Here is a 19,059-nt window from a genome sequence, read left to right as displayed (position 1 = left end):
AAAAGACGGACTCTTACAATCTTTTTATCATTTCAAGGCCTTGGCAGGCTATTTGATGCAGACTCTCCTCACCTGCTTGAAATCCGTCACCCCCTGGATGGATTTCTGAATGCCGTCCTGCAGCAGCGTGGTCATCCCCTGGTCCATGGCCAGGGCCCGCAGCTCCTCGATGGAGGAGTGTTTCTGGATGAGCCGCTTCATCTCGTCCGTTCCCAGCAAAAGCTCGTGGATCCCCATCCGGCCCTTGTATCCCGAATTGTCGCAGGCACCGCAGCCCTTGGGGCGATAGAGGGTCAGGCTGTCGCTGTAGGGAATATTGAGCTTCGCGAAGTCCTCCTCCCCGTAGCTCTGGACGATCTCGTCGTACTCCGCCTGCGTCGGGTGATAGGCCTCCTTGCAGCTCTTGCAGAGCGTCCGGACCAGCCGCTGGGCCAGGATGGCCAGGAGGGCGTCGGCGAAGTTCAGGGGATCGATGCCCATGTCCAGGAGGCGGGTGATCGTCTCCGGTGCACTGTTCGTATGGAGGGTGCTGAAGACGAGATGGCCCGTCAGGGAGGCCTCGACGCCCGTCTTGGCCGTCTCGAAGTCGCGCATTTCCCCGACCATGATCACGTCCGGGTCTGCCCGGAGAAAGGCCCGCATGGCGGCGGCAAAGTCGAACCCGATCTTGGGCTGTACCTGGACCTGGCGGAGCCCGTACTGGGTGATTTCCACGGGGTCCTCGGCGGTCCAGATCTTGCGGTCCGGCGTGTTGATGTGCTTCAGCGCCGCGTGGAGGGTGGTGGTCTTACCGGATCCGGTGGGACCCACCACCAGGACCATCCCGTAGGGCTTCTCGCAGGAATTGACCAGCTCCTTGTAGTTCCGGGGCAGCATCCCCATGGCTTCGAGGGGAAGCGTCTCGCCCTTGGCGAGGATGCGCATGACTACGTCCTCCACTCCCCCCTGGGTCGGGATGGTGGCCACGCGGAGCTCGATCTCGTCCCCCCCGGCGCGGCGGAACTTGATCTTGCCGTCCTGGGGGATCCGCTTCACCGTGATGTCCAGGTTGGACATGATCTTGATGCGCGACACAATGGCGTTCCGGTAGCTGAAGGGAACGGTCTGGTAGAGGCCGCAGTCCCCGTCGACGCGGAGCCGTATTTCCACGTTCTTCTTGGTGACGTTCGGCTCGATGTGGATATCCGAAGTCCGGCGGGCGTAGGCGTCGTTGATGATCTTGTTCACCAGCTGCATGATGGCGCTGTCCGACTCGGTAACGACCTCCTCGCCATCCTCGTATGCCTCCTCGTCCGGCGTGTCCATTCTCCCCAGGATCTCCGAGATGGAAGTCTCGTCCACCGCGGAATGGAAGAACTGGGCGATGTATTTGATGATGTCCTCCGGCAGGGAGACGTCGTACTTGACCGCCTTCGTCTTCAGGAGGCTTTCGATGGTATCCCGCTTGAGGATGTTGTTCGGGTCGTCGACGATGACGTGGATCTGGCCGTCGATCTTTTCGATGGGCACCCACAGCTCCCGGCGCAGGTACTCGGGCTTGAGGTTCTTCAGCAGCTCTCCGGGAATGGGAAGCTTGTCGTTGAACTGGATGAAGCGGCAGCGATAAAACTCCTCATAGGATTTCCCAACGTCTTCCCGGGAAATCTTGTATTTCTTCATGAGGAAGTTTTCCATGGTCTCCTTCTGCTCCCGGGCCTCGTCCCAGGCGGAATCCAATTCCTCCTCCTTCAGGAGTCCACGGATCACAAGGTAATCGAACTTGGTTTTCCGGCGCCGGGCAAACCGCTCCTGGTTGAAGAAGGACACCCCGAGGACCTGGGCAATCTCGCGAAGGAAGTTTTCTTCGTCGTCGGAGAACCGGCCCGTCGAACCCTTGCGGTTGATGATCTGGACCACTCCCATCAGGGTGTTGTTGTACAGAACCGGCATGGCCAGGATCTGCCGGGTCCGGAACCCGGTCTTCTTGTCCCAGCTCGGGTCGAAGTTCAGGTTCTTGTCGATCTTCCGGAGCTCTTCCGCGTCGTAGGCATCGGCTATGTTCACGATCTTGCCCGTGTTGGCCACAAAACCGGCGATGCTGTTGTTGCTGATGGGGACGCGGATGTCCCTGAGCTCCGTCCCGCTCAGAAACATGGAGTAAATCTCGTTGCGGATCTTGTCCACCACGTAGATGGTGACGGAATGGGCGTCGAAAAGCGTAAGGATGCCGTCCTTCAGGTCCACCAGGATCTGCTTCAGGTTCTGCGCCGCGTGGATGCGGTTGGTGATATCCTGGAGCTGCTTGCGGAGAATCAGCTTCTCCTCGAGCTCGGATATTTTTCTGCTGCTGACGGGATCCGACGCCATTTTTCAACTCCCCCCGACCCGCCCGCCTTCCCGGCGGGACACATGCGAGCCGGCTGATTTCTTTTCTGTCGGTGCCGGCTTCTCACCCTTCGTATCCGGAAGGGACCGGCATGGCTGCTCCCCTTGTCAGGCGGGGACAAGGCGGTCCGAAATCCGCCTCAACTTCGGGGTCTTCTTTCCCCGCTTCATGATTCCGTGACAATCTTCGAGAAATCGGCCACCTGCCGGAAAAAGGAAGAGATCTCGCTGAGCAGCGACAGGCGGTTGAAACGGATCCGGTCGTCCTTCGCCATGACCAGGACCTTCTCGAAGAAGGCATCCACCGGTCCGCGGATCCCGGCCATCTCCGTGAGGGCCGCCAGATAGTCGTGCCGGGATATGTTCGACTGGGCCTTTTCCTTCATACCGAGAAATGCCGCGTGAAGCGCCTTTTCCTCTTCGCCCTCGAAAAGGGAGGGATCCACGTTCCCCCCCTGGAAGTCACGGATGATGTTCCCTGCCCGCTTGAAGGCCGTCGCCAGGGGGCGGTAGGCCTCGTGGGACTTGAAGACGTCCATGGCCTTGACCCTCTGGAGCACCTGCACGGCGTCCGTCGCCCCGGCGGCCAGGACGGCGTCGACCACGTCATAGGCGTAGCCCTGGGTGATGAGCTGGTTCTGGAAACGGGCCTGGATGAAAGCCAGGACGTCGGCCTTCACGTCCGCCCCGGGTTTCCTGACCAGCGGCCCCAGGACGGCCAGGCTCTCCTCCACGAGCTCACCGAGGTCAAGGACATATCCCCGGTCCAGGATGATGTTGAGGATGCCCAGGGCCTGCCGGCGCAGGGCATAGGGGTCCGCCGTTCCCGTGGGAACCACGCCGACCCCGAAGAATCCGACGATCGTGTCCAGTTTGTCGGCGATGCTGACGACGGCCCCTTCGTCGGTCTGTGGCAGGTCGCCGCCGGCGACCACCGGAAGGTAGTGTTCGTAGATGCCGCGCGCCACGGCGGGAGCCTCCCCCGCCAGGAGGCCGTATTCTCGCCCCATGACGCCCTGGAGCTCCGGGAACTCGCCGACCATCTGCGTGTCCAGATCCGCCTTGGCGAGCCAAGCCGTCCGGTCGACGGTCCCTTTCTTTGCGGGGCAGACCCGGCCGGCGACGGCCGCCGCCAGCGCCCGGAAACGCCCGACCTTGTCGAAGGACGTCCCCAGCAGGCTGTGGTACACGACCTTGCGAAGATCCTCCACGCGCCGGTCGAGCGGTATTTTCTGATCCTCGTCGAAGAAGAACCGGGCGTCGGAAAGGCGGGCCCGGATGACTTTTTCGTTGCCGCGGGTCACCACGGCGGGGTCCCGCGCCAGGGTATTGTTCACCGTCAGGAAATGAGCCTGGAGCTTACCTCCTGCGTCCACGACGGGAAAGTACTTCTGATGGGACATCATGGAGGTGACCAGCACCTCCCGGGGAAGGGCCAGGTAGGCCGCGTCGAAACTACCGCACACAACCGTCGGATACTCGACCAGAAACGTCACCGTCTCCAGAAGGTCGTCATTCTCCAGGGGCAGGCCGCCAACCGCCGCGGCCGCCTTGCGGCTCTCCTCCCGGATGATGCGCTTGCGCTCCTCCGGGTCGACGATCACGAATTTTCCGCGGAGGACGTTCCGGTAATCCTCAAACCCCTTTACGGGAGCAGGATCGGGACTCATGAAGCGATGCCCCCGGGTTTCCCGGCCGCTCGCGATGTTCTCGATGCAAAACGGCACCACCTCGCCTCCGAACAGGGACAGAATCCAATGGATGGGCCGCGGGAAGCGAAGGTCGAAGGAGGACCAGCGCATGGTCTTCTTGAAGGGGATGGAGACCAGGAGCTTCGTCAGGAGGACCGGGAGGATGGACACCGTCTCCACCCCGGCGATCCGTTTGCGGGCACAGAAGTACTCCCCCTTCTCCGTCACGACCGTCTCCAGTTGCGAAACATCGAGACCCTGCCCCCGGGCGAAGCCGAGGAGGGCCTTGGTGGGGTTTCCGGCCTCGTCGAAGGCGACCTTCCGGGCCGGTCCCATCTTCTCCACCAGCTGGTCCTCCTGGCGCTCGGCCACATCCGCCACGGTCAGGCAGAGGCGGCGGGGCGTCGCAAGAACCCGCACCGGTCCGTGAGAAATTCTCTCTTCGGCGAGGGCCTTCCGGACCATTTCATCCATGTCCGCGATCGCCTTCGGCAGGAAACCCGCGGGGATTTCCTCCGTTCCGATTTCCAGAAGCAACTCCTTGCCCATGTTCATCTCCCGTATCCAGCGTAGCCGTGTAACCGCTTTGTTCAGAATGCCAAAGAACGCCGAACCGCCCTAATCCCCCACCCATCGTCCTGCGGCGCGCCATCAGGCATGCCTTGAGGCTCAGGGACCGGGGAATTCGGCTTTCGTGCGTATTGGTGCAGCCTGGTTCAACGACAGGTTCAGAAGCCGCCCGCTCAGGACGTCTTCCACGTCCGGCCCAGCAGCGGGTAACCCATTTTCTCTCTCTGCTTCAGGTATCCCTCGGCGCTGAGCCGGGCAAGGTTGCGCACCCTGCCGATGTAGCTCGTCCGCTCGGCCGTGCTGATGGCTCCGCGGGCATTGAGCATGTTGAAGGTGTGCGAACACTTGAGGCAGCAGTCATATGTCGGCAGAACGAGATCCAGTCCAGCGGCCCGGACTCCCTCCGCCTCGTACATGTCGAACAGCGTCCGCAGCATGGCCGTGTCGGCCTTCTCAAAATTGTAGACGGACCATTCGACCTCCCCCCGGTGGTGAACGTCCCCGTATGTCACCGAATCGTTCCACATGAGGTCGTAGACGTTGTCCACCCCCTGGATGTACATGGCGATCCGCTCGATGCCGTACGTGATTTCAGAACAAACCGGTTTGAGGTCGAAGCCCCCGACCTGCTGGAAATAGGTGAACTGGGTGATCTCCATGCCGTCCAGCCAGACCTCCCACCCGAGGCCCCAGGCCCCGACGGTGGGCGACTCCCAGTCATCCTCGACGAAACGGATGTCGTGGTCCAGGGGATCGATGCCGAAGCTGCGGAGCGAATCCAGGTAGAGATCCTGGACATCCAGGGGGGAGGGCTTCATGATCACCTGGTACTGGTAATAATGCTGGAGTCGGTTGGGGTTTTCCCCGTAGCGCCCGTCGGTGGGCCGCCGCGACGGCTCAACATAGGCTACGTTCCACGGCTCCGGCCCCAGAGAGCGAAGGAAGGTGGCCGGATTGAAGGTCCCCGCCCCTACCTCCAGGTCGTAGGGCTGCTGGATAACGCAGCCCCGGTCGGCCCAGTAGCGGTCGAGGGCCAGGACAAGCTCTTGAAAGGTCATGAACGCCTCCTGATGTCCCTGCACAGCATCCCCGCGGGGGCTCCCCGGCAACATATCGGCATGCCACTGCATCCGCAGGTTTTCCTGGCCCGGGGCAGAGGCTCAAAACCGCGCCGTTGCGTGCTTTCCGCGAGGTCGTCATTCCTAACATGCACCAAAACCACTGTCAACAGGATTGTTCCCTCGTAATCGCTGAAAATGATTTGACATCAGGCAATCGATCCATTAGATTACGCCCTGCCCGGAGGAGGGGAATCGGGTCCTCAAAACGAGGGTTCCGGGTACCTGCTGTCTTTCTTTCGTTCCAGCCTGTTGCCGGGCATAATACAGAAAGGATCATGATCCATGCCTGCGGCCATCCGAAAATGGGTCCCGGTTATGCTCGTTCTGCTCCTGGCCGTCCCGGTCCTTGCCGCCACCGTACCCCTGAGTCGCTGGGTGACACTCCGCTCCGACGATACCGGCGCAGTCAGGGAGACTATCCGCTCGGAGGTGGACAAGCGGGAGGGCTTTTCCACGTCCCAGGAGGAAAGGGCGAACCTGAAGTCCGCGGAGGAGGAAAAGGAGCACGATGACTCCGCCTACAAGAAGGGGATTTCCAACGCAAATCGAGAGTTTGTCCGTGCCAAGAAGAAACGGGACGATCTGACAAGCCGATACCAGGCTGTTTTTTCGGAACGGGAGGAGCAGCAGAAGAACGTCCGGACCATCCGGACCGGCATCGAGAACCTGGACAGCCAAGTTGCCCGCTACAACCAGGACATCCAGGCCCAGCAGGCCTCCCTCAAGAAATGGCTCCAGACCGAGAAGCAGGGAGAGGCCGCCGTGGCGGTCCTGTTCACCCGGGGCTTCAAGGACAAGGCCCATACACTGGAGGCCTTGGCCGACCAGGCCTCCGCCCCCCTGATGGCCCAGCACATGGGCACCTACATCCAGTCCTTTTCGAAGGTCATCAATACGGTCCTGTCGGTGGACTTCATCCGCGCCATCGAGGAGGGAACGGCCAAGTGGAACAACGAGGAACCCCTCCGCTACGAGATGGAAAAGGGCACAAGGGGAACGACCTATCTCCGGCTGAAGCGCTACGAGCTCTATCCCTTCCAGGCCCCGAAGGGGGGGCGTGTCAAACCGCCGCCGGCATCCCGGGGTATCCGGGCAGTCGTTGTGACGAGCAAGAAGGACCTGGACAATTTTCTCGTCGAGAACCGCTATACCCCCACCGCCCATGATCTCGACCGCGCTTACCGGTTGATCCGCGAGACCGCACAGACAAACGCCGCCGCCGAGGAAGGACTCCAGGAGCAGGTCAAGTCCTACCAGGACCGCATCGCCTCTCTCCAGAAGAGGATTCGGGAGGCCCAGGCGGACAAGGAGAGCCAGGCGTCCATCCTGAAGCGCCGCGAGGAACAGCTCGACAAGACGACCCGCGAAGCGGCCGCCGTCCAATCTCAGAAGGAGGAAGCGGACAAGGCCTTCCGGGACGCCCAGCAAGCCCTGCACGACACCAAGCGGGTCCGCGAATCCATCATCTTCAAGACCGCCCTGGCGACGGCCCGGGGATCCCAGACGCCGGCCGAGGCCTCGGCACTTGCGATCATCGACAAGCTGGCGGAGGTGAAAAACGACGCCAAGACACAACACTCCACATCCACCACGGAGGTGACGAATTTCACCGTCACCGGTGAATCGTCCCACCAGGCCGTGACGGAGGCCCGGATCCAGTCCGTCCGCCTCATTTCCTTCATCAACGAGGGGGACAGCGTCCGGGTGAAGATGGCGTTCCGGGTGCGGACCGTCCTGGAGGAGAGCGCGGATGACGGGAAACGGGTGGCCGATTACAGGCCCGCCGAACGGAAACCCGTCGACCGCAGACCCGCCGACCGCAAATCCTCCGATCGCAAACAGGTGAATCGCAAACCGATCGAACGGAAACCCGCTGAGCACACCCCGGCTGCCAAACCTCCCGAGGAGAAGGACAAGGATGACGGCTTCTTCGCAAAGATCCTTCCGTCTCCGGAGCCGTCCCGGGATGTCGAAAAGCCCGCCGCACCGGCTCCGGCGGCGAAGACGCCGGTCCGGCGGAACCCCCATGCCATCGGCTCCCACGAGGGCAACGACGTCCTGTTCGAGCTGATCAGCGTGAAATCCGCCGGCAAGGACATCCTGGTCCGGGTGGACATCACCAACCTGACGGAGGACTCGATCCGCAGCGTGGCCCTGTACGACCATGCCTATCGCTGGACCAAGTCCCGGATTACCGATTCGGAGGGAAAGCAACACAACGTGTCGGAAGTCACGTTCTACAGCGGGAACGAGAAGACGACCATGTACAGTGCAGGAAACAGGGGGGTGCCTCTCGATGGCCGGGCGACCAAAAGCGTCCTGTTGCACTTCAAGCAGGTCCCCGGTATGAAATCCATCAGCAAGCTGACGATTCATCCCTACATTTACTTCCGCAAGGTTTTCTGGTCGTGGCAGGAGTTTGATTTCGCCTTTCAGAACGTCCGGATCTCCCGGTGATACGCAGGAAGGTCCGGGCATGATCCGGAAAATCGCGGAGCGCCTGGCCCGGACGGCCTATGTCCGGGACGCTCTCGAACACCCTCCGGACCTGCGGGAAATCCGAAGAAAACCTTCCCCCCGGGTGTGGGCGGGCCTCTTCCTCGTCGGCCTCAGCTACGTGATCGGCTGGCCCGCCGTGGCCGCATTCGGAGTGCTGGCCGCCTGGTTCCGGGAACCCCTGATCATCGCCGTCGGCGGCCCCCTGACGTACGGCCTGTCCCACCTGGTGTTCCTCGCCGGGGCATGGCTTGCGGGGGCCCGGTACATCAGGCTGCTGATGAAGCACGCCACCCGGCGGTTCATGGAGCGAATCCTGCTCCGCCCTCCCCTTTCCCGCCCGTCCGGGGAAGGGCGGAATGGAGATGGATAAAGGCCCGTGAACGGGCCCGGTTATTTTCGGCAAGGAGAAGAGAAGCAAATGGACAATCTGAAGCAGGAATTGAAAGAGAAGATTATCTCCACGCTGGGCCTGCTGGACGTGGCCCCGGAGGATATTGACGAGGAAGGAGCGCTGGTCGGTGGAGACCTCGGCCTGGACTCCATCGACGTGCTCGAGCTGGTGATGATGATCGAGAAGGATTACGGCGTCAAGATCGACAACAAGGAGCTGGGGGTGAAGGTGTTCGCCTCGCTCAACGCGCTGGCAGACTACATCCTCAACCACCGGACGAAATAGAATCCCGGAGCCGGGGCGTCCCGGTTTATCCCGGGATCATGGGCGCGGTCACCCCTTCGGCTGGAACGAGTTTTTCGCCGTCCAGAACTGGGGCAGGTGGGAGAACAGGTACCAGAGGCTCCAGCGGTGCTGCCAGGTCCGGCGGATCAGGCGGCGCCGCCAGCCCGGGTCGGTGTAAAACCGCTTCACGTGCCGGTTGTACAGCTCATCGAGGCGGTCCCGCGAGGCGATTCCCCGGGGCACGAAGACAAAGTTCAGGCAGTTCATCAGCGGCCAGTCCTCCTCGAAGGCTCCCTCCTCCCGGATAGAGCCCCAGACGGGCGCCCCCGGGAACGGGGTGAACTTGGCCATATTCATGTCGTCCAGTTCCAGGGACAGACAGAAGTCGCTGGTCTTCCGGATCGACTCCTCCGTCTCGCCGGGCAGCCCCATCATGAACAGCCCCTTCGCCCGGAGTCCACTCTCCCGGATCAGCGCCACCGTCTCCCGCATCTCCTCCAGGGTCACCCCGGCCTTGTGCCGGGCCAGCAACTCCGGCTCCCCCGATTCGATGCCCACGGAAACCATCAGGCAGCCCGCCTCCCGGAGCATCCGAAGGAGCTCGCGATCCGTATGGCCCGCCCGGACGGCGCAGTTGAACTGGATCCCCAGGGGCCGGGAACGGAGAAGCCGGCAGAGCTCGGCGATCCGCGGGCGGTGGGCCGTGAACAGGTCGTCGTAAATGTTGACATGGCGCACCCCGAAATGCCGCCGCAGGTGGCTCAGGTGCTCGTAGATGTATTCCGGGGAATTCATGCGATAGGACTGCCGGAAGACGGACCGGTCGCAGTAGCTGCAGCGGTAAGGACAGCCGCGGCTTGTCACCATGGTGGCTCCCGGCGTCCGGATATAGCTGAACAGCGGAAGGTTGTAGCCCCGCGGGAACCCCCGGAGCAGGTGGTACGCCGGGAAAGGAAGTCGATCCAGGTCGGGCAGGGTCGGTCTGGCCCGGTTGGCGACGACGCGCTCCCCGTCTCGCCAAATGAGGCCGTCGATTTCCCGCGGATCCCCGCCGCCGGCCAGCGCCGCCAGGGTGGCCTCTCCCTCCCCGGGGCAGAGATAATCAATGGCCTCGAACCGCTCCAGGAGCGACCCGCCGACGGCGGAGACATGGACGCCGCCAAAGACGGTCCGGATTCCCGGGGCGGCCTCCTTCAGGCGGACCGCCAGGGCAAGGCCGTCGAGAAAACTGGACGTGGTGGTGGAGAATCCCGCCAGGTCGGGGCGGAATCCAAGCAGGCTCCGGACGACCGACTCCACATCCGGCGCGGCGCCGGGTCCCAGGCAGTCCAGGACCGACACCTCGTGCCCCTCGCGCTCGAGCCAGGCGGCTATGGACAGGAGACCCAGCGGAGCCATCCGGTTGGCCACGGCGGCCATGTCCCGGCGGCCCCGGACCCAGTTGGACCCGGCCGGCTGGACCAGGGCGACACGCATCGACGACCTCCCCCGCGGAGACCTCAGATCCCCTTTTTCAGCAGCACGTACACGTCCCGCTCCATCTCGCCGCAGTGGCGGAGCAGCGCGGCGATTTCCCTCAGGTCCGGAGCGCCGTCGCGCTGCCGGATCATCCTCGCACAGGCCAGCGCGAAGGTCCGCCACTGATCCCCCGCCAGGGTCATTTTCCCCGACGCCTCCTGAAGAGCGGCCGAACGCAGGATCTCCGACGCCTCCTGGAGAAACGCGGCATACATGAAGCGGAACCCGCCCCCGCCCGTACCGATCTCCTCCTGCATCCGGATCATATGTCCAAGGAAGAGGCGGATGTAGCGGCCGTCCCTGCTTCGGTCCAGCCGCTCGATCTTCCGGGCCAGGTAGAAGATCCCGCGGATCCCGAAGGGGGGCGGTGAGGAGAGCATCATGAAGAGGGTCCGGGCAATCGCTTTCCGGATCAGGACCGGCAGGTCGACCGACGACGGGACCGCTTCGGGGTGGTAGACAAACCCCCTCGGGGCCATGACGCCCTTGGCGAAACGGGCATTCTCCAGGTCCGCCGCCTGGATGCGGACGGGATGCTCGAAGACGGGATCGCTCACCAGGAATTCGCCATCCTCCACCCCGAATACGATCAGGTTGTGGACATTGAACTGGAACCGCATCTCCGGCGGGAAGTACGTCAGCCAGTAGGCCGATGTCTGGAGTCCCACGATCTGCCCCTTCCGCATGAAATCGACCAGTTCCTCCATCGCCCGGCCCGGATCCCGATAGGTCCGCTTCCGGAAGGGAACCCCCAGGCGGCTCTGGATGCCGCTGATGATGGTCCGGGGGAGGATCCGGTAGGAAATGGTGGGCATGTTGTTCATCCGGAGGAACGGCACGTAGGCAAACATGATGGCGCTGGCGAGCCCGAAAACCATCGCTTCCGAAAGGTCGAGCCCGCTGTGCCGGAGGAGGCCGGATACGACTCCGCTCTCGCAGTGGCCGTAATGGCGGTGTTCAAAATCGATGACGTGCTTCAAGAAGCGCTCCTTCCATTCGTTTTTCCGTCTTCCGATTTGGGCCCGGGGATTCTTCCGGCCTCCCGGTCTTCCGTGGAGAGTCCGGGGGGCAGCTCGTAGGTCTCCCCATCCAGCACCTCTGGACGAAACGGCGCGAGGGCGTCCGGGGGAACCCGCAGGATCCTGGCATATTCCTTCCGCATCTCCTCCCCCATCCGGGCGAAGACCTTCCCCTTCAGGTGACGCTTGACCCTCCATTTCGGCAGGCCCATGGCCTGGGCCAGGACCGTGGGATCCATGCAGCGCTTGTACATGAAAAAGGCAATGGGCGAGTCTTCCCCTCGGAGGACGCGCTGCCGGCAGGCCTCCGCCAGCTCCTCGAACTCCCCGATGGCCTGGTACAGGATGACCTCCTCCACGTCCCAGCCGGTGGTCGGAACGGTCGTGTAATGTCCCTCCTCGTCCACGGCATAGGCCGCCTTGCGGGCGGTCCGGAAATGGCGGATGTCGTCCTGCGGCACTTCCCCTTTTTTCATCGTGCATCTCCTGTCATCCGGCCCCCGATTCGATCACGGAGGCATCCGTCTTCTTCCCCTTCCCGATCTCCCGGATGTTCCGCCGGTGGCCCGCCAGAATCAAAAGGACCGTCGCCGACACCGCTGCGGCGGCGCCTGCTGACGCCCCGGAAGCCAGTCCCTCTCCAGCCGTGAGGGCGGCGATCATGTAGAAGGAGGCCACGAAGGGCACCCGGACGACCGAGAAGACAACCAGCCACAGCGCCGCCGCCAGGGCCGCCGCCCACGGGGCCAGGGCCCCCGCGAAACCCAGGTAGGCGGCCACACCCTTTCCGCCCCGGAAGCCATGGAAACAGGGGAAACGGTTTCCCGCCACCAGTGCCAGGCCCAGCCAGGGGACCTGATTCGGAGGCAAAAGCATCGAGCCCAGGACCGCTGCTGCCACGGCCCGTCCCACGTCCAGAAGCAGGACCACCGCCGCCCAGAAGGGGCCGGCCATGCGGTATACGTTCGTGGTTCCCGCATTCCCGCTGAATCGGCCCCGTGGATCCCCCTTCCCCAGGACGGTGAGGATGAGGATGGCGAAGTTCACCGAGGCGGCGACATAGACGACGGCCGCCCCCAACAGGCATTCCGTCACGGTGTCCCGGCCTCCCCTCCGGACGGCTTTCCGCCGGGGCCGGCCGCCGGCGACGGATCCCGTTCCCCGTCCCGTTGCTCCCGCTCATCGTAAAGGGCCTGCACCCGGGCCATCAGCTCGTTCAGTGAAAAGTCCGGTGCATCCCAGTCAGGGTGCAGAAGTGCCAGCAGCTCGACAGACACCGGCTCCCGGATGCCCGTTCGAAAAAGAAACCGGTCCGGCGGAAACAGCAGGTGGGTATTCGTGATCCGGACCACGCCGAGGGGCGCCCGGCAGCGGGCGGCGATGCGGAAGGCACCCCGGCTGAAGGGCCGGCGGCGACCGCTCCGGCTTCTCGTCCCCTCGGGAAAGATGAAGAGATTGCCCCCCGTGGCAAGATAGCGATCCATGTCTTCCACACGCTGGATCAGCAGGGTCGAGAAACGGTCCCCGTTTGCCGAGGAGGGGAGGTATCCCGCCGTCTTCAGGACCCAGCCGAAGATCGGATAGTTGAAAAAATCGCTCCGGACGATGGTCTTCTGTCGGTCGAAAAGGGAGATCAGCAGGATCGGATCGAGAAAGGACAGGTGGTTCGAGACAATGACCGCCGAGCGCAGCGTCCGGACGTCCTCTCCGATCCGGAGGGAAAGCCCGGGGATCAGCCATTGGACGAGCCGGAAGAATCCCCGGTAGAAACGGCTGTTCATCCCCTGGAAGGACGCCTCCCGGTCGTTCGAGAACAGGCGCACCAGACCATAGAACGGCAGGATCAGCGTTCCCGCCAGGAAATAGACCCAGAGGAGGAGCGTCACCAGGAGATCGATCAGCGACCTGCATGCTGAGCGGCGGGGGATCGTGGGTCGCGTCGGATTCATCTGCACCGTCCGGGAGGCGGAATCACGGATCCTTCCGGAGGATCAGGCCCGTATTGACCCCTCCGAAGGCAAAATTCTGGACGGCGGCAGTCCGAACGGGGGTCTCCGCGAGTGAGGTGGCATGGCGGATCATGGCACACCGCGGGTCCACCTCTTCCAGGTTCAGAGTCGGCGCGACGAAGCCCTCCTGCATCATGTAGAGGACCAGGATCGTCTCGATGACCCCGCAGGAGGCCATGGTATGCCCCATGTAGCTCTTCAGGGCCGTCACTAGGGGGTGGTCTCCGTAGACGGCAGAGATGGCCTGAGCCTCGATGATGTCCCCCATCTTCGTGGCTGTCGCGTGGGCACTGACGAGATCGATCTCGCCTGGTGTCATGCCGGCGTCCCGGAGAGCCAGGCGCAGGGTTTCCCGTATGCCGGCCAGATTCGGAAGGATCAGGTCCCCTCCGTTGTTGTTGCATGCGAATCCGACGACTTCCGCCAGAATGGGAGCCCCCCGCCGGCGCGCAGAATCGTACTCCTCCAGGAGGACCGCTCCCGCTCCCTCCCCGACCACAAGACCGTCCCGGCGGACATCGAAGGGACGGGGAGTCCTCTGCGGCTCGTCGTTGAATCCGGTGGAACAGGCCAGAAGGTTGTCGAAGACGGCCACCGTGGTGGTGTCGTACTCGTCGGCTCCGCCGCAGAGCATGGCGTCCTGCATGCCGTATCGGACCGTCTCGTAGCCGAAGCCGATGGACTGGCTGCTGGTGGTGCAGGCGGTCGACGAGGCGATGACGCGCCCGGTGATGCCGAACATCTTGGTGATGTTCACCGCCGTGGTGTGCACCATCGACTTCAGGTAATCCACCGCCCCGATGGAAGCGACGCCCGCCCGGTCGGCGCTGTGGAAGACCCGGTAAATGTCCCGCTGTATCGTAGGGCTGCCGTGGGTGGACCCGAAGGCCACCCCCAGCCGGCCGGAGGTGATGAATTCCTGCTCCAGGCCGGAGGCCTCCAGGACCTCCTTCGCCACCTGGCAGGCATAGTATCCGACGGGGCCCATGGTTTTCCGGTTGACCCGCTTGAAGTCAAAGGGAATGGGATAATCGACGGTGCCGAAGACCTGGGAGTGGATGAAGGGCGCAAGGAGATCATCCCGCCGGAGGGGCTTTACGCCCGAGACTCCCTGCCGGAGGCTCCGCACGATGTTCTCCCGGCCGTGGCCGATCGGGGTAATGGCGGATGCCGCTGTGATTACGACCCTTCTTTGCATAATTCTCCGATGGGACGGCCTCCGCCGGGACGGCGGATCCGATCGAGATCCTCCACGTAAGCACAGATCTGGCGAACCGTACGGATATCCATGGCCCTCTTTTTCTCCTCCATGGTCAGCTCGGAGCCCAGGAACCGCTCGATCTCCACCAGCAGCTCGATGGCGTCGATGCTGTCGAACTGGTAGGCTTCCCGGAGATCCGCGTCCATGGCCGGGTCTTCAATCTCGAACTCCTGAAGAAAAATCCGCCGGATTTCGGCTTCGATCGCCTCGCGTGTCATGTTCCTGTTCAACGCACCTTTCTGGAATCGGAATTTGCCGGGCCCGCCGGAAAAAACAACTCCGCAGGGGATAACGGCGTTTGTTTCACACGCCTCCCGCCCCTTGTATCTTTCCCCTCCCCGAAAAGTCAAGCGGGGGGCTTCCCGCTTCCCGGCACCGGCTCTCCGGATGCCCCGTCCCGCCCGGTCCGGATCCAGGCGGGCGGCCGCAGGCGCCCCCGGCTCACATCCCGCATCCGCACCCCCCAAAGGGTCTCCCGCAGGCTGCAATCCGAGTCCAGGATCACGAGATCGAAACAAAACGTCCCCGCCGAAACGCCTCTCGCATCCATCCTCACCCGGCAGGACTCGCCGGGTGCAATCGGCCGGACGATCCTTCGGCTCGCGAATCCGACGGGAAGCGCAACCGTGTCTCCGTAACGCTGGCACCAGGCACAGGCCACGTGCAGGGCGGCATCCAGCACGAAGGGGGATCCGAGCAGCCGCAGGGAATGCCTGCCGTCGGGGGCTTCCAGGACGGCCTCCGCTCCCTCCTCCCAGATCTCGATGGGGTCCCGGGCGTTTCGAAAAGCCGGCCCGAAGGGGACCAGATCCCGGTACAGCAGGCCGGCCGGAACAGTGAACCGGTCCGTCCGCAGCGCCGCCTGCACCTCTTCCGGAGGCGCTATTGTCTCCGCTTCTCCCCCGAAGACGGCTGTCCCGTGAACCGCCAGCCGGCCGATGGCTCCCGAACGGGACCGGACCGCCGTCCCGAGGACCGCCTTCACACGGCCGCCCTCCAGCGGCTGCCATTCGATCCGGCCGTCCAGGACGGTCAACCCGGGATCGAGGACGAGAAACCGGGGGAACAGGGCCTCTTCCATGATCCGCACACCGGTGTCCGGAAAGCGGCCCTGCACGGAATCGGCGAGGATTTCCAGAATCTCCACGGCGGGCAGGATCGTCCGTCCCTCGAGGGAATGGTCCCGCAGCCAGGCCGGGACGGCGATTTTCACGGATTCGCTTTCCCGCGCCGTCATGGCGGGAAGCTCTTCCAGAGGTGGACCGTCTTGGGATCCACGGCCACGGGCCTGCCCGCCCGGTTCAGGGCACAGTGGCGGGTGTGGCCCCTGCAGACCAGGACCCCCGTCTCGGCATGCGTCACGACGTAATCGAACCGGAGGCGGACCCGCTCCAGTTCGCCGGGCCGGGTGTGGATCCACATGGGATCGTCATAGCGCAGCGGCTGGTAGAATTGCACCGCCAGATCGATAATGGGATAAACGAAGCCGCTCTCCTCGATTTCCCGGTACGGGTAGGCGGCGTCGCGCATCAGGGACGCCCGGCCCATCTCGAAATACCGGAGGTAGTTGGCGTGGTAGACCACGGCGGACCGGTCCGTGTCGGCATACAGGGTCCGGTTGGAGCAGCGGTGCCAGGCCAGGCCCGTTGTCCGGTCCCGGACGAAACGGGCATCCGCAAGGGGTTCCGGGAGAAAGGGTTTTGGTTTCATGTCAGGTTGTCCCAAGATCGATCGTTCGCATCGTCGTCTCCCGACGATTCCGCCGGGACCGCCCCGGCGCTGTTCTTCTCTTCATGCCCCCCGGAAAAGGATGCAGCAGTTGGTGCCGCCGAAACCGAAGGCGTTGGACAGGGCGATCTCCACGGCCTGCTTCCTTGTTTCGTTGGGGACGACGTCCACGTCCTCCAGGGCCGGATCGGGAATGTGGTTGATCGTGGGCAGGATCACCCCGCGCCGCATGCCCTCGATGGTGAGGACCGCCTCGATGGCCGCCGCCGCCCCGAGGGTGTGGCCGATCTGCGACTTGTTGGAGGACACGGCCATGGTCTTCAGATGACGGCCAAAGACCTCCCGGAGGCAGGCGATTTCCGCGGCGTCCCCCTTCGGCGTAGACGTCCCGTGGGCGTTGACGTACTGCACGTCCGCCGGAGAGATCCCCCCGTCTTCAATGGCCTCCCGGATCGCCCGGACAATGGTTTCCTGCCGCGGGTTTGTGAAGTGGAAGGCGTCGGAGGTCCAGCCCACCCCGAGGACCTCCGCCCGGGGTGTCAGTCCCTGCGACCCGAGACAGTCCTCCGCCGCCAGGACCAGGACAGCCCCACCCTCAGCCAGGACGAAGCCCCTCCGGTCGCGGCTGAAGGGCCGCGAGGCCTGGGACGGATCGTTCCAGGCCCGGTCCTTCGGACCGATCCTGATGGTGGCGTTCATGTTCTCAAAGCCGTGCACCAGCTCCGGCAAAATCGGCATGTCCACACCCCCGGCAAGGACGAAATCGCAGTCCCCGTCCCGGATCATCCGGGCCCCGAGGCCGATGGCGTGGTTTCCCGACGCGCAGGCCCCCTGGGGGGAAAAGACGGGACCGGTGAAACCCAGGAGAATGCCCGCCTTGCCGGAAGGGAGGTTGGCGCAGAGGTTGGGCAGCAGGTAGGGGCTCACCCGGAGGGGCCCCCTCTCCCGAAGCTGCTCGGACGCGATCCGGAAGGCGTCCGTTCCGTTGAGGGCCGACCCGACGAGGCAGGCCGTCCGGGGCGCCGTCCCGGCATCCATGGCCAGACCCGCGTCATCGAGGGCATCCTTGCAGAGGGCCATGGTGAGCAGCACGAAGGCGGCGTTCCAGTTGTAGACCTCCTTGGCGCTGGCGAAGCGGTACGCCCGGGGGTCCCAGTCGGGGATCTCGCCGACCACTTTCGACGCGGCGTCCACCGCACAGCGGGTGATGGTCCGGAAGCCCGCCTCGCCCCGAACAGCCCTCTCCCAGGTCCGGGCGAGGGTTCCCCCCAGGGGCGTGGCGGCGCCGTACCCGACAACGAAGACGCGTCTGTTCCTCGGGGGCCGCATTCTATCCGGACCTCCGGAAGACAATGCAGGCGTTGCATCCGCCGAATCCGAAGGCGTTCTTCAGGAGAAACTCCTGCTCCCCGCGGCGGGCTTCCCCGGGGACGCAGTCCAGGACGATCTCCGGGTCCGCATCGTAATTGATGGTCGGCAGAAGGGTGTCCCGGAGCATCCCCTCGATGCCGAGAATCGCCTCGATGGCGCTGGAGGCCCCCATGGCGTGGCCGATCTGGGACTTGTTGGCCGACACGGGGGGAATCCTGTCCCCGAAAAGATCTCCCAGGGCCTCCGCCTCCACCTTGTCGCCCACCCTCGTCGAGGCGGCATGCGCGTTGACGGCGTCCACGTCGCCGGGTTCGATTCCGGCGTGCTCGATCGCCTCGGTCATGCAGCGCCGGATCGTTTCCCTTTTGGGAGCCACGAAGTGGTACGCGTCCGAGGTCATTCCCCAGCCGGCCACTTCGATCCTCCAGGGCAGTCCATGGGCCCGGGCGAAGTCCTTCGTGGCGAGGATGAAGCATCCGGCCCCCTCGGAGATGACGAATCCACGCCGATTCCGGGAAAAGGGACGGCTCACGGCGCGGGGATTCTCCTCCGGCCGGCCTTCCTTGGGGCGGTAAGCCCCGTTCATCGTGGCGAAACCGGCGACGATCGGCTCGACCAGGGAAAAATCCACGGCGCCGCAGATCGCGGCATCGGCCATGCCCTGCCGAAGGAACATCGCCCCCAGGATCAGGGAGGAGGACCCGGTGGCACAGGCCGTGATGGGGGAGCAGATGGGGCCCGTGGCCCCTGTCAGGATGGACACCTTTCCGCCCACCATGTTGACGCAGGAATTGGCGTTCGTGAAGGGGTGGGGCAGCCGTCCCTCCGATACGAGGAGGCGGTCGGCGGAGATGACGGCGTCGAGGCCGCCCACGGCGGTGCTGAAGGTGACGGCCACGCGGGGCGCCAAATCCCCTGTGATCTCGACACCCGCCCGGCGAAGTGCCCGGTGGACCACAAGGAGAGCATGCCTGAAAATCGGCGACGTCCAGTGCGCCATCTCCCGCGGCTTCAGAAAGGGATAGGGGGTCTCGTCGAACCCGTCCACCTGGCCGGCCACCCGGACGGGAAACCCCTCCCGGAGGGGAAAGCGCGTCAGGGGACCGACGCCGCTGTCGCCTCCTGCGGCGCGCCGCCACTGGTCCTCCCACTCCACGCCCAAGGGGGAAACAGCATCGTATCCGAGAATGACGGGTCGCTGATCGGGGTGCATGCCGTCCTTGCGATTCGTA

General features: G+C 64.0%; 17 protein-coding genes. 3 read left to right on the top strand and 14 right to left on the bottom strand.

From position 1 onward, the window contains the following. Positions 1 to 48 precede the first annotated feature (48 nt). The 3 genes from PLO63_02895 to PLO63_02885 all read right to left on the bottom strand — a co-directional run bounded on the left by PLO63_02895 (position 49) and on the right by PLO63_02885 (position 5,683). Complete coding sequence (locus tag PLO63_02895; protein ID HOI73074.1) at positions 49 to 2,346, bottom strand: GspE/PulE family protein; 2,298 nt, start codon at positions 2,344 to 2,346, stop codon at positions 49 to 51. 185 nt (positions 2,347 to 2,531) lie between these two features. Continuing rightward, the gene (gene glyS, locus PLO63_02890) at positions 2,532 to 4,604 is read right to left on the bottom strand and encodes a glycine--tRNA ligase subunit beta (protein HOI73073.1); all 2,073 of its coding nucleotides are present in this window, start codon (positions 4,602 to 4,604) and stop codon (positions 2,532 to 2,534) included. Between the two features lie 194 nt (positions 4,605 to 4,798). After that, on the bottom strand, positions 4,799 to 5,683 hold the full coding sequence (locus PLO63_02885) for a glycine--tRNA ligase subunit alpha (protein ID HOI73072.1): 885 nt from the start codon (positions 5,681 to 5,683) through the stop codon (positions 4,799 to 4,801). A 345-nt stretch (positions 5,684 to 6,028) separates the two neighbouring features. On the opposite strand from PLO63_02885, the gene PLO63_02880 reads away from it, so the two are divergent. The 3 genes from PLO63_02880 to PLO63_02870 are packed head-to-tail and all read left to right on the top strand — an operon-like array spanning position 6,029 to position 8,921. Then, a complete protein-coding gene (locus PLO63_02880; GenBank protein HOI73071.1) occupies positions 6,029 to 8,203 on the top strand; it encodes a hypothetical protein in 2,175 nt (724 codons plus the stop codon). 19 nt (positions 8,204 to 8,222) lie between these two features. Then, on the top strand, positions 8,223 to 8,615 hold the full coding sequence (locus PLO63_02875; GenBank protein HOI73070.1) for a hypothetical protein: 393 nt from the start codon (positions 8,223 to 8,225) through the stop codon (positions 8,613 to 8,615). A gap of 48 nt (positions 8,616 to 8,663) precedes the next feature. Then, positions 8,664 to 8,921, top strand: a complete 258-nt coding sequence (locus PLO63_02870) for a phosphopantetheine-binding protein (GenBank protein ID HOI73069.1) — start codon at positions 8,664 to 8,666, stop codon at positions 8,919 to 8,921. A 48-nt stretch (positions 8,922 to 8,969) separates the two neighbouring features. On the opposite strand, the gene PLO63_02865 is transcribed toward PLO63_02870, so the two are convergent. The 11 genes from PLO63_02865 to PLO63_02815 form a co-directional block, all read right to left on the bottom strand. After that, entirely contained in the window at positions 8,970 to 10,397 is a 1,428-nt protein-coding gene (locus tag PLO63_02865; GenBank protein HOI73068.1) for a radical SAM protein, read from the bottom strand. Positions 10,398 to 10,420: 23 nt separating this feature from the next. Further along, positions 10,421 to 11,419: a BtrH N-terminal domain-containing protein gene (locus tag PLO63_02860; protein HOI73067.1), complete on the bottom strand. Its 999-nt coding sequence runs from the start codon at positions 11,417 to 11,419 to the stop codon at positions 10,421 to 10,423. Beyond that, positions 11,416 to 11,934 (bottom strand): hypothetical protein, encoded by a 519-nt coding sequence (locus tag PLO63_02855; GenBank protein ID HOI73066.1) that lies wholly within the window; start codon positions 11,932 to 11,934, stop codon positions 11,416 to 11,418. Before PLO63_02855 ends, PLO63_02860 begins: the two co-directional genes overlap by 4 nt. 13 nt (positions 11,935 to 11,947) lie before the next feature. Beyond that, entirely contained in the window at positions 11,948 to 12,553 is a 606-nt protein-coding gene (locus tag PLO63_02850) for a glycerol-3-phosphate acyltransferase (GenBank protein ID HOI73065.1), read from the bottom strand. Then, positions 12,550 to 13,407, bottom strand: a complete 858-nt coding sequence (locus PLO63_02845; GenBank protein HOI73064.1) for a lysophospholipid acyltransferase family protein — start codon at positions 13,405 to 13,407, stop codon at positions 12,550 to 12,552. Before PLO63_02845 ends, PLO63_02850 begins: the two co-directional genes overlap by 4 nt. A 22-nt stretch (positions 13,408 to 13,429) precedes the next feature. Further along, positions 13,430 to 14,665 carry a beta-ketoacyl synthase N-terminal-like domain-containing protein gene (locus PLO63_02840; protein HOI73063.1) on the bottom strand — a complete coding sequence of 412 codons (1,236 nt, stop codon included), beginning with the start codon at positions 14,663 to 14,665 and terminating at the stop codon, positions 13,430 to 13,432. Further along, entirely contained in the window at positions 14,647 to 14,946 is a 300-nt protein-coding gene (locus tag PLO63_02835; protein ID HOI73062.1) for a phosphopantetheine-binding protein, read from the bottom strand. The genes PLO63_02840 and PLO63_02835 overlap by 19 nt, the downstream gene beginning before the upstream one ends. Before the next feature lie 128 nt (positions 14,947 to 15,074). Next, a complete protein-coding gene (locus PLO63_02830; GenBank protein ID HOI73061.1) occupies positions 15,075 to 15,965 on the bottom strand; it encodes a polyketide synthase dehydratase domain-containing protein in 891 nt (296 codons plus the stop codon). Further along, positions 15,962 to 16,438 carry a thioesterase family protein gene (locus tag PLO63_02825; protein ID HOI73060.1) on the bottom strand — a complete coding sequence of 159 codons (477 nt, stop codon included), beginning with the start codon at positions 16,436 to 16,438 and terminating at the stop codon, positions 15,962 to 15,964. Before PLO63_02825 ends, PLO63_02830 begins: the two co-directional genes overlap by 4 nt. An 81-nt stretch (positions 16,439 to 16,519) precedes the next feature. After that, complete coding sequence (locus tag PLO63_02820; protein HOI73059.1) at positions 16,520 to 17,785, bottom strand: beta-ketoacyl-[acyl-carrier-protein] synthase family protein; 1,266 nt, start codon at positions 17,783 to 17,785, stop codon at positions 16,520 to 16,522. A 1-nt stretch (position 17,786) separates the two neighbouring features. Beyond that, positions 17,787 to 19,040 (bottom strand): beta-ketoacyl-[acyl-carrier-protein] synthase family protein, encoded by a 1,254-nt coding sequence (locus PLO63_02815; GenBank protein HOI73058.1) that lies wholly within the window; start codon positions 19,038 to 19,040, stop codon positions 17,787 to 17,789. Positions 19,041 to 19,059: the final 19 nt, after the last annotated feature.

This window comes from Syntrophales bacterium (assembly GCA_035363115.1).
Classification (GTDB): Bacteria; Desulfobacterota; Syntrophia; order Syntrophales; family PHBD01; genus PHBD01.
Note: the sequence above shows the minus strand (reverse complement) of the source record. Positions and strands in the feature narration are given on the sequence as shown.

Coding starts and splice junctions, on each gene's coding strand:
- PLO63_02895 (HOI73074.1), bottom strand. CDS start 2,346: ATGGCGTCGGATCCCGTCAGCAGCAGAAAAATATCCGAGCTCGAGGAG.
- glyS (HOI73073.1), bottom strand. CDS start 4,604: ATGGGCAAGGAGTTGCTTCTGGAAATCGGAACGGAGGAAATCCCCGCG.
- PLO63_02885 (HOI73072.1), bottom strand. CDS start 5,683: ATGACCTTTCAAGAGCTTGTCCTGGCCCTCGACCGCTACTGGGCCGAC.
- PLO63_02880 (HOI73071.1), top strand. CDS start 6,029: ATGCCTGCGGCCATCCGAAAATGGGTCCCGGTTATGCTCGTTCTGCTC.
- PLO63_02875 (HOI73070.1), top strand. CDS start 8,223: ATGATCCGGAAAATCGCGGAGCGCCTGGCCCGGACGGCCTATGTCCGG.
- PLO63_02870 (HOI73069.1), top strand. CDS start 8,664: ATGGACAATCTGAAGCAGGAATTGAAAGAGAAGATTATCTCCACGCTG.
- PLO63_02865 (HOI73068.1), bottom strand. CDS start 10,397: ATGCGTGTCGCCCTGGTCCAGCCGGCCGGGTCCAACTGGGTCCGGGGC.
- PLO63_02855 (HOI73066.1), bottom strand. CDS start 11,934: ATGAAAAAAGGGGAAGTGCCGCAGGACGACATCCGCCATTTCCGGACC.
- PLO63_02845 (HOI73064.1), bottom strand. CDS start 13,407: ATGAATCCGACGCGACCCACGATCCCCCGCCGCTCAGCATGCAGGTCG.
- PLO63_02840 (HOI73063.1), bottom strand. CDS start 14,665: ATGCAAAGAAGGGTCGTAATCACAGCGGCATCCGCCATTACCCCGATC.
- PLO63_02835 (HOI73062.1), bottom strand. CDS start 14,946: ATGACACGCGAGGCGATCGAAGCCGAAATCCGGCGGATTTTTCTTCAG.
- PLO63_02830 (HOI73061.1), bottom strand. CDS start 15,965: ATGACGGCGCGGGAAAGCGAATCCGTGAAAATCGCCGTCCCGGCCTGG.
- PLO63_02825 (HOI73060.1), bottom strand. CDS start 16,438: ATGAAACCAAAACCCTTTCTCCCGGAACCCCTTGCGGATGCCCGTTTC.
- PLO63_02820 (HOI73059.1), bottom strand. CDS start 17,785: ATGCGGCCCCCGAGGAACAGACGCGTCTTCGTTGTCGGGTACGGCGCC.
- PLO63_02815 (HOI73058.1), bottom strand. CDS start 19,040: ATGCACCCCGATCAGCGACCCGTCATTCTCGGATACGATGCTGTTTCC.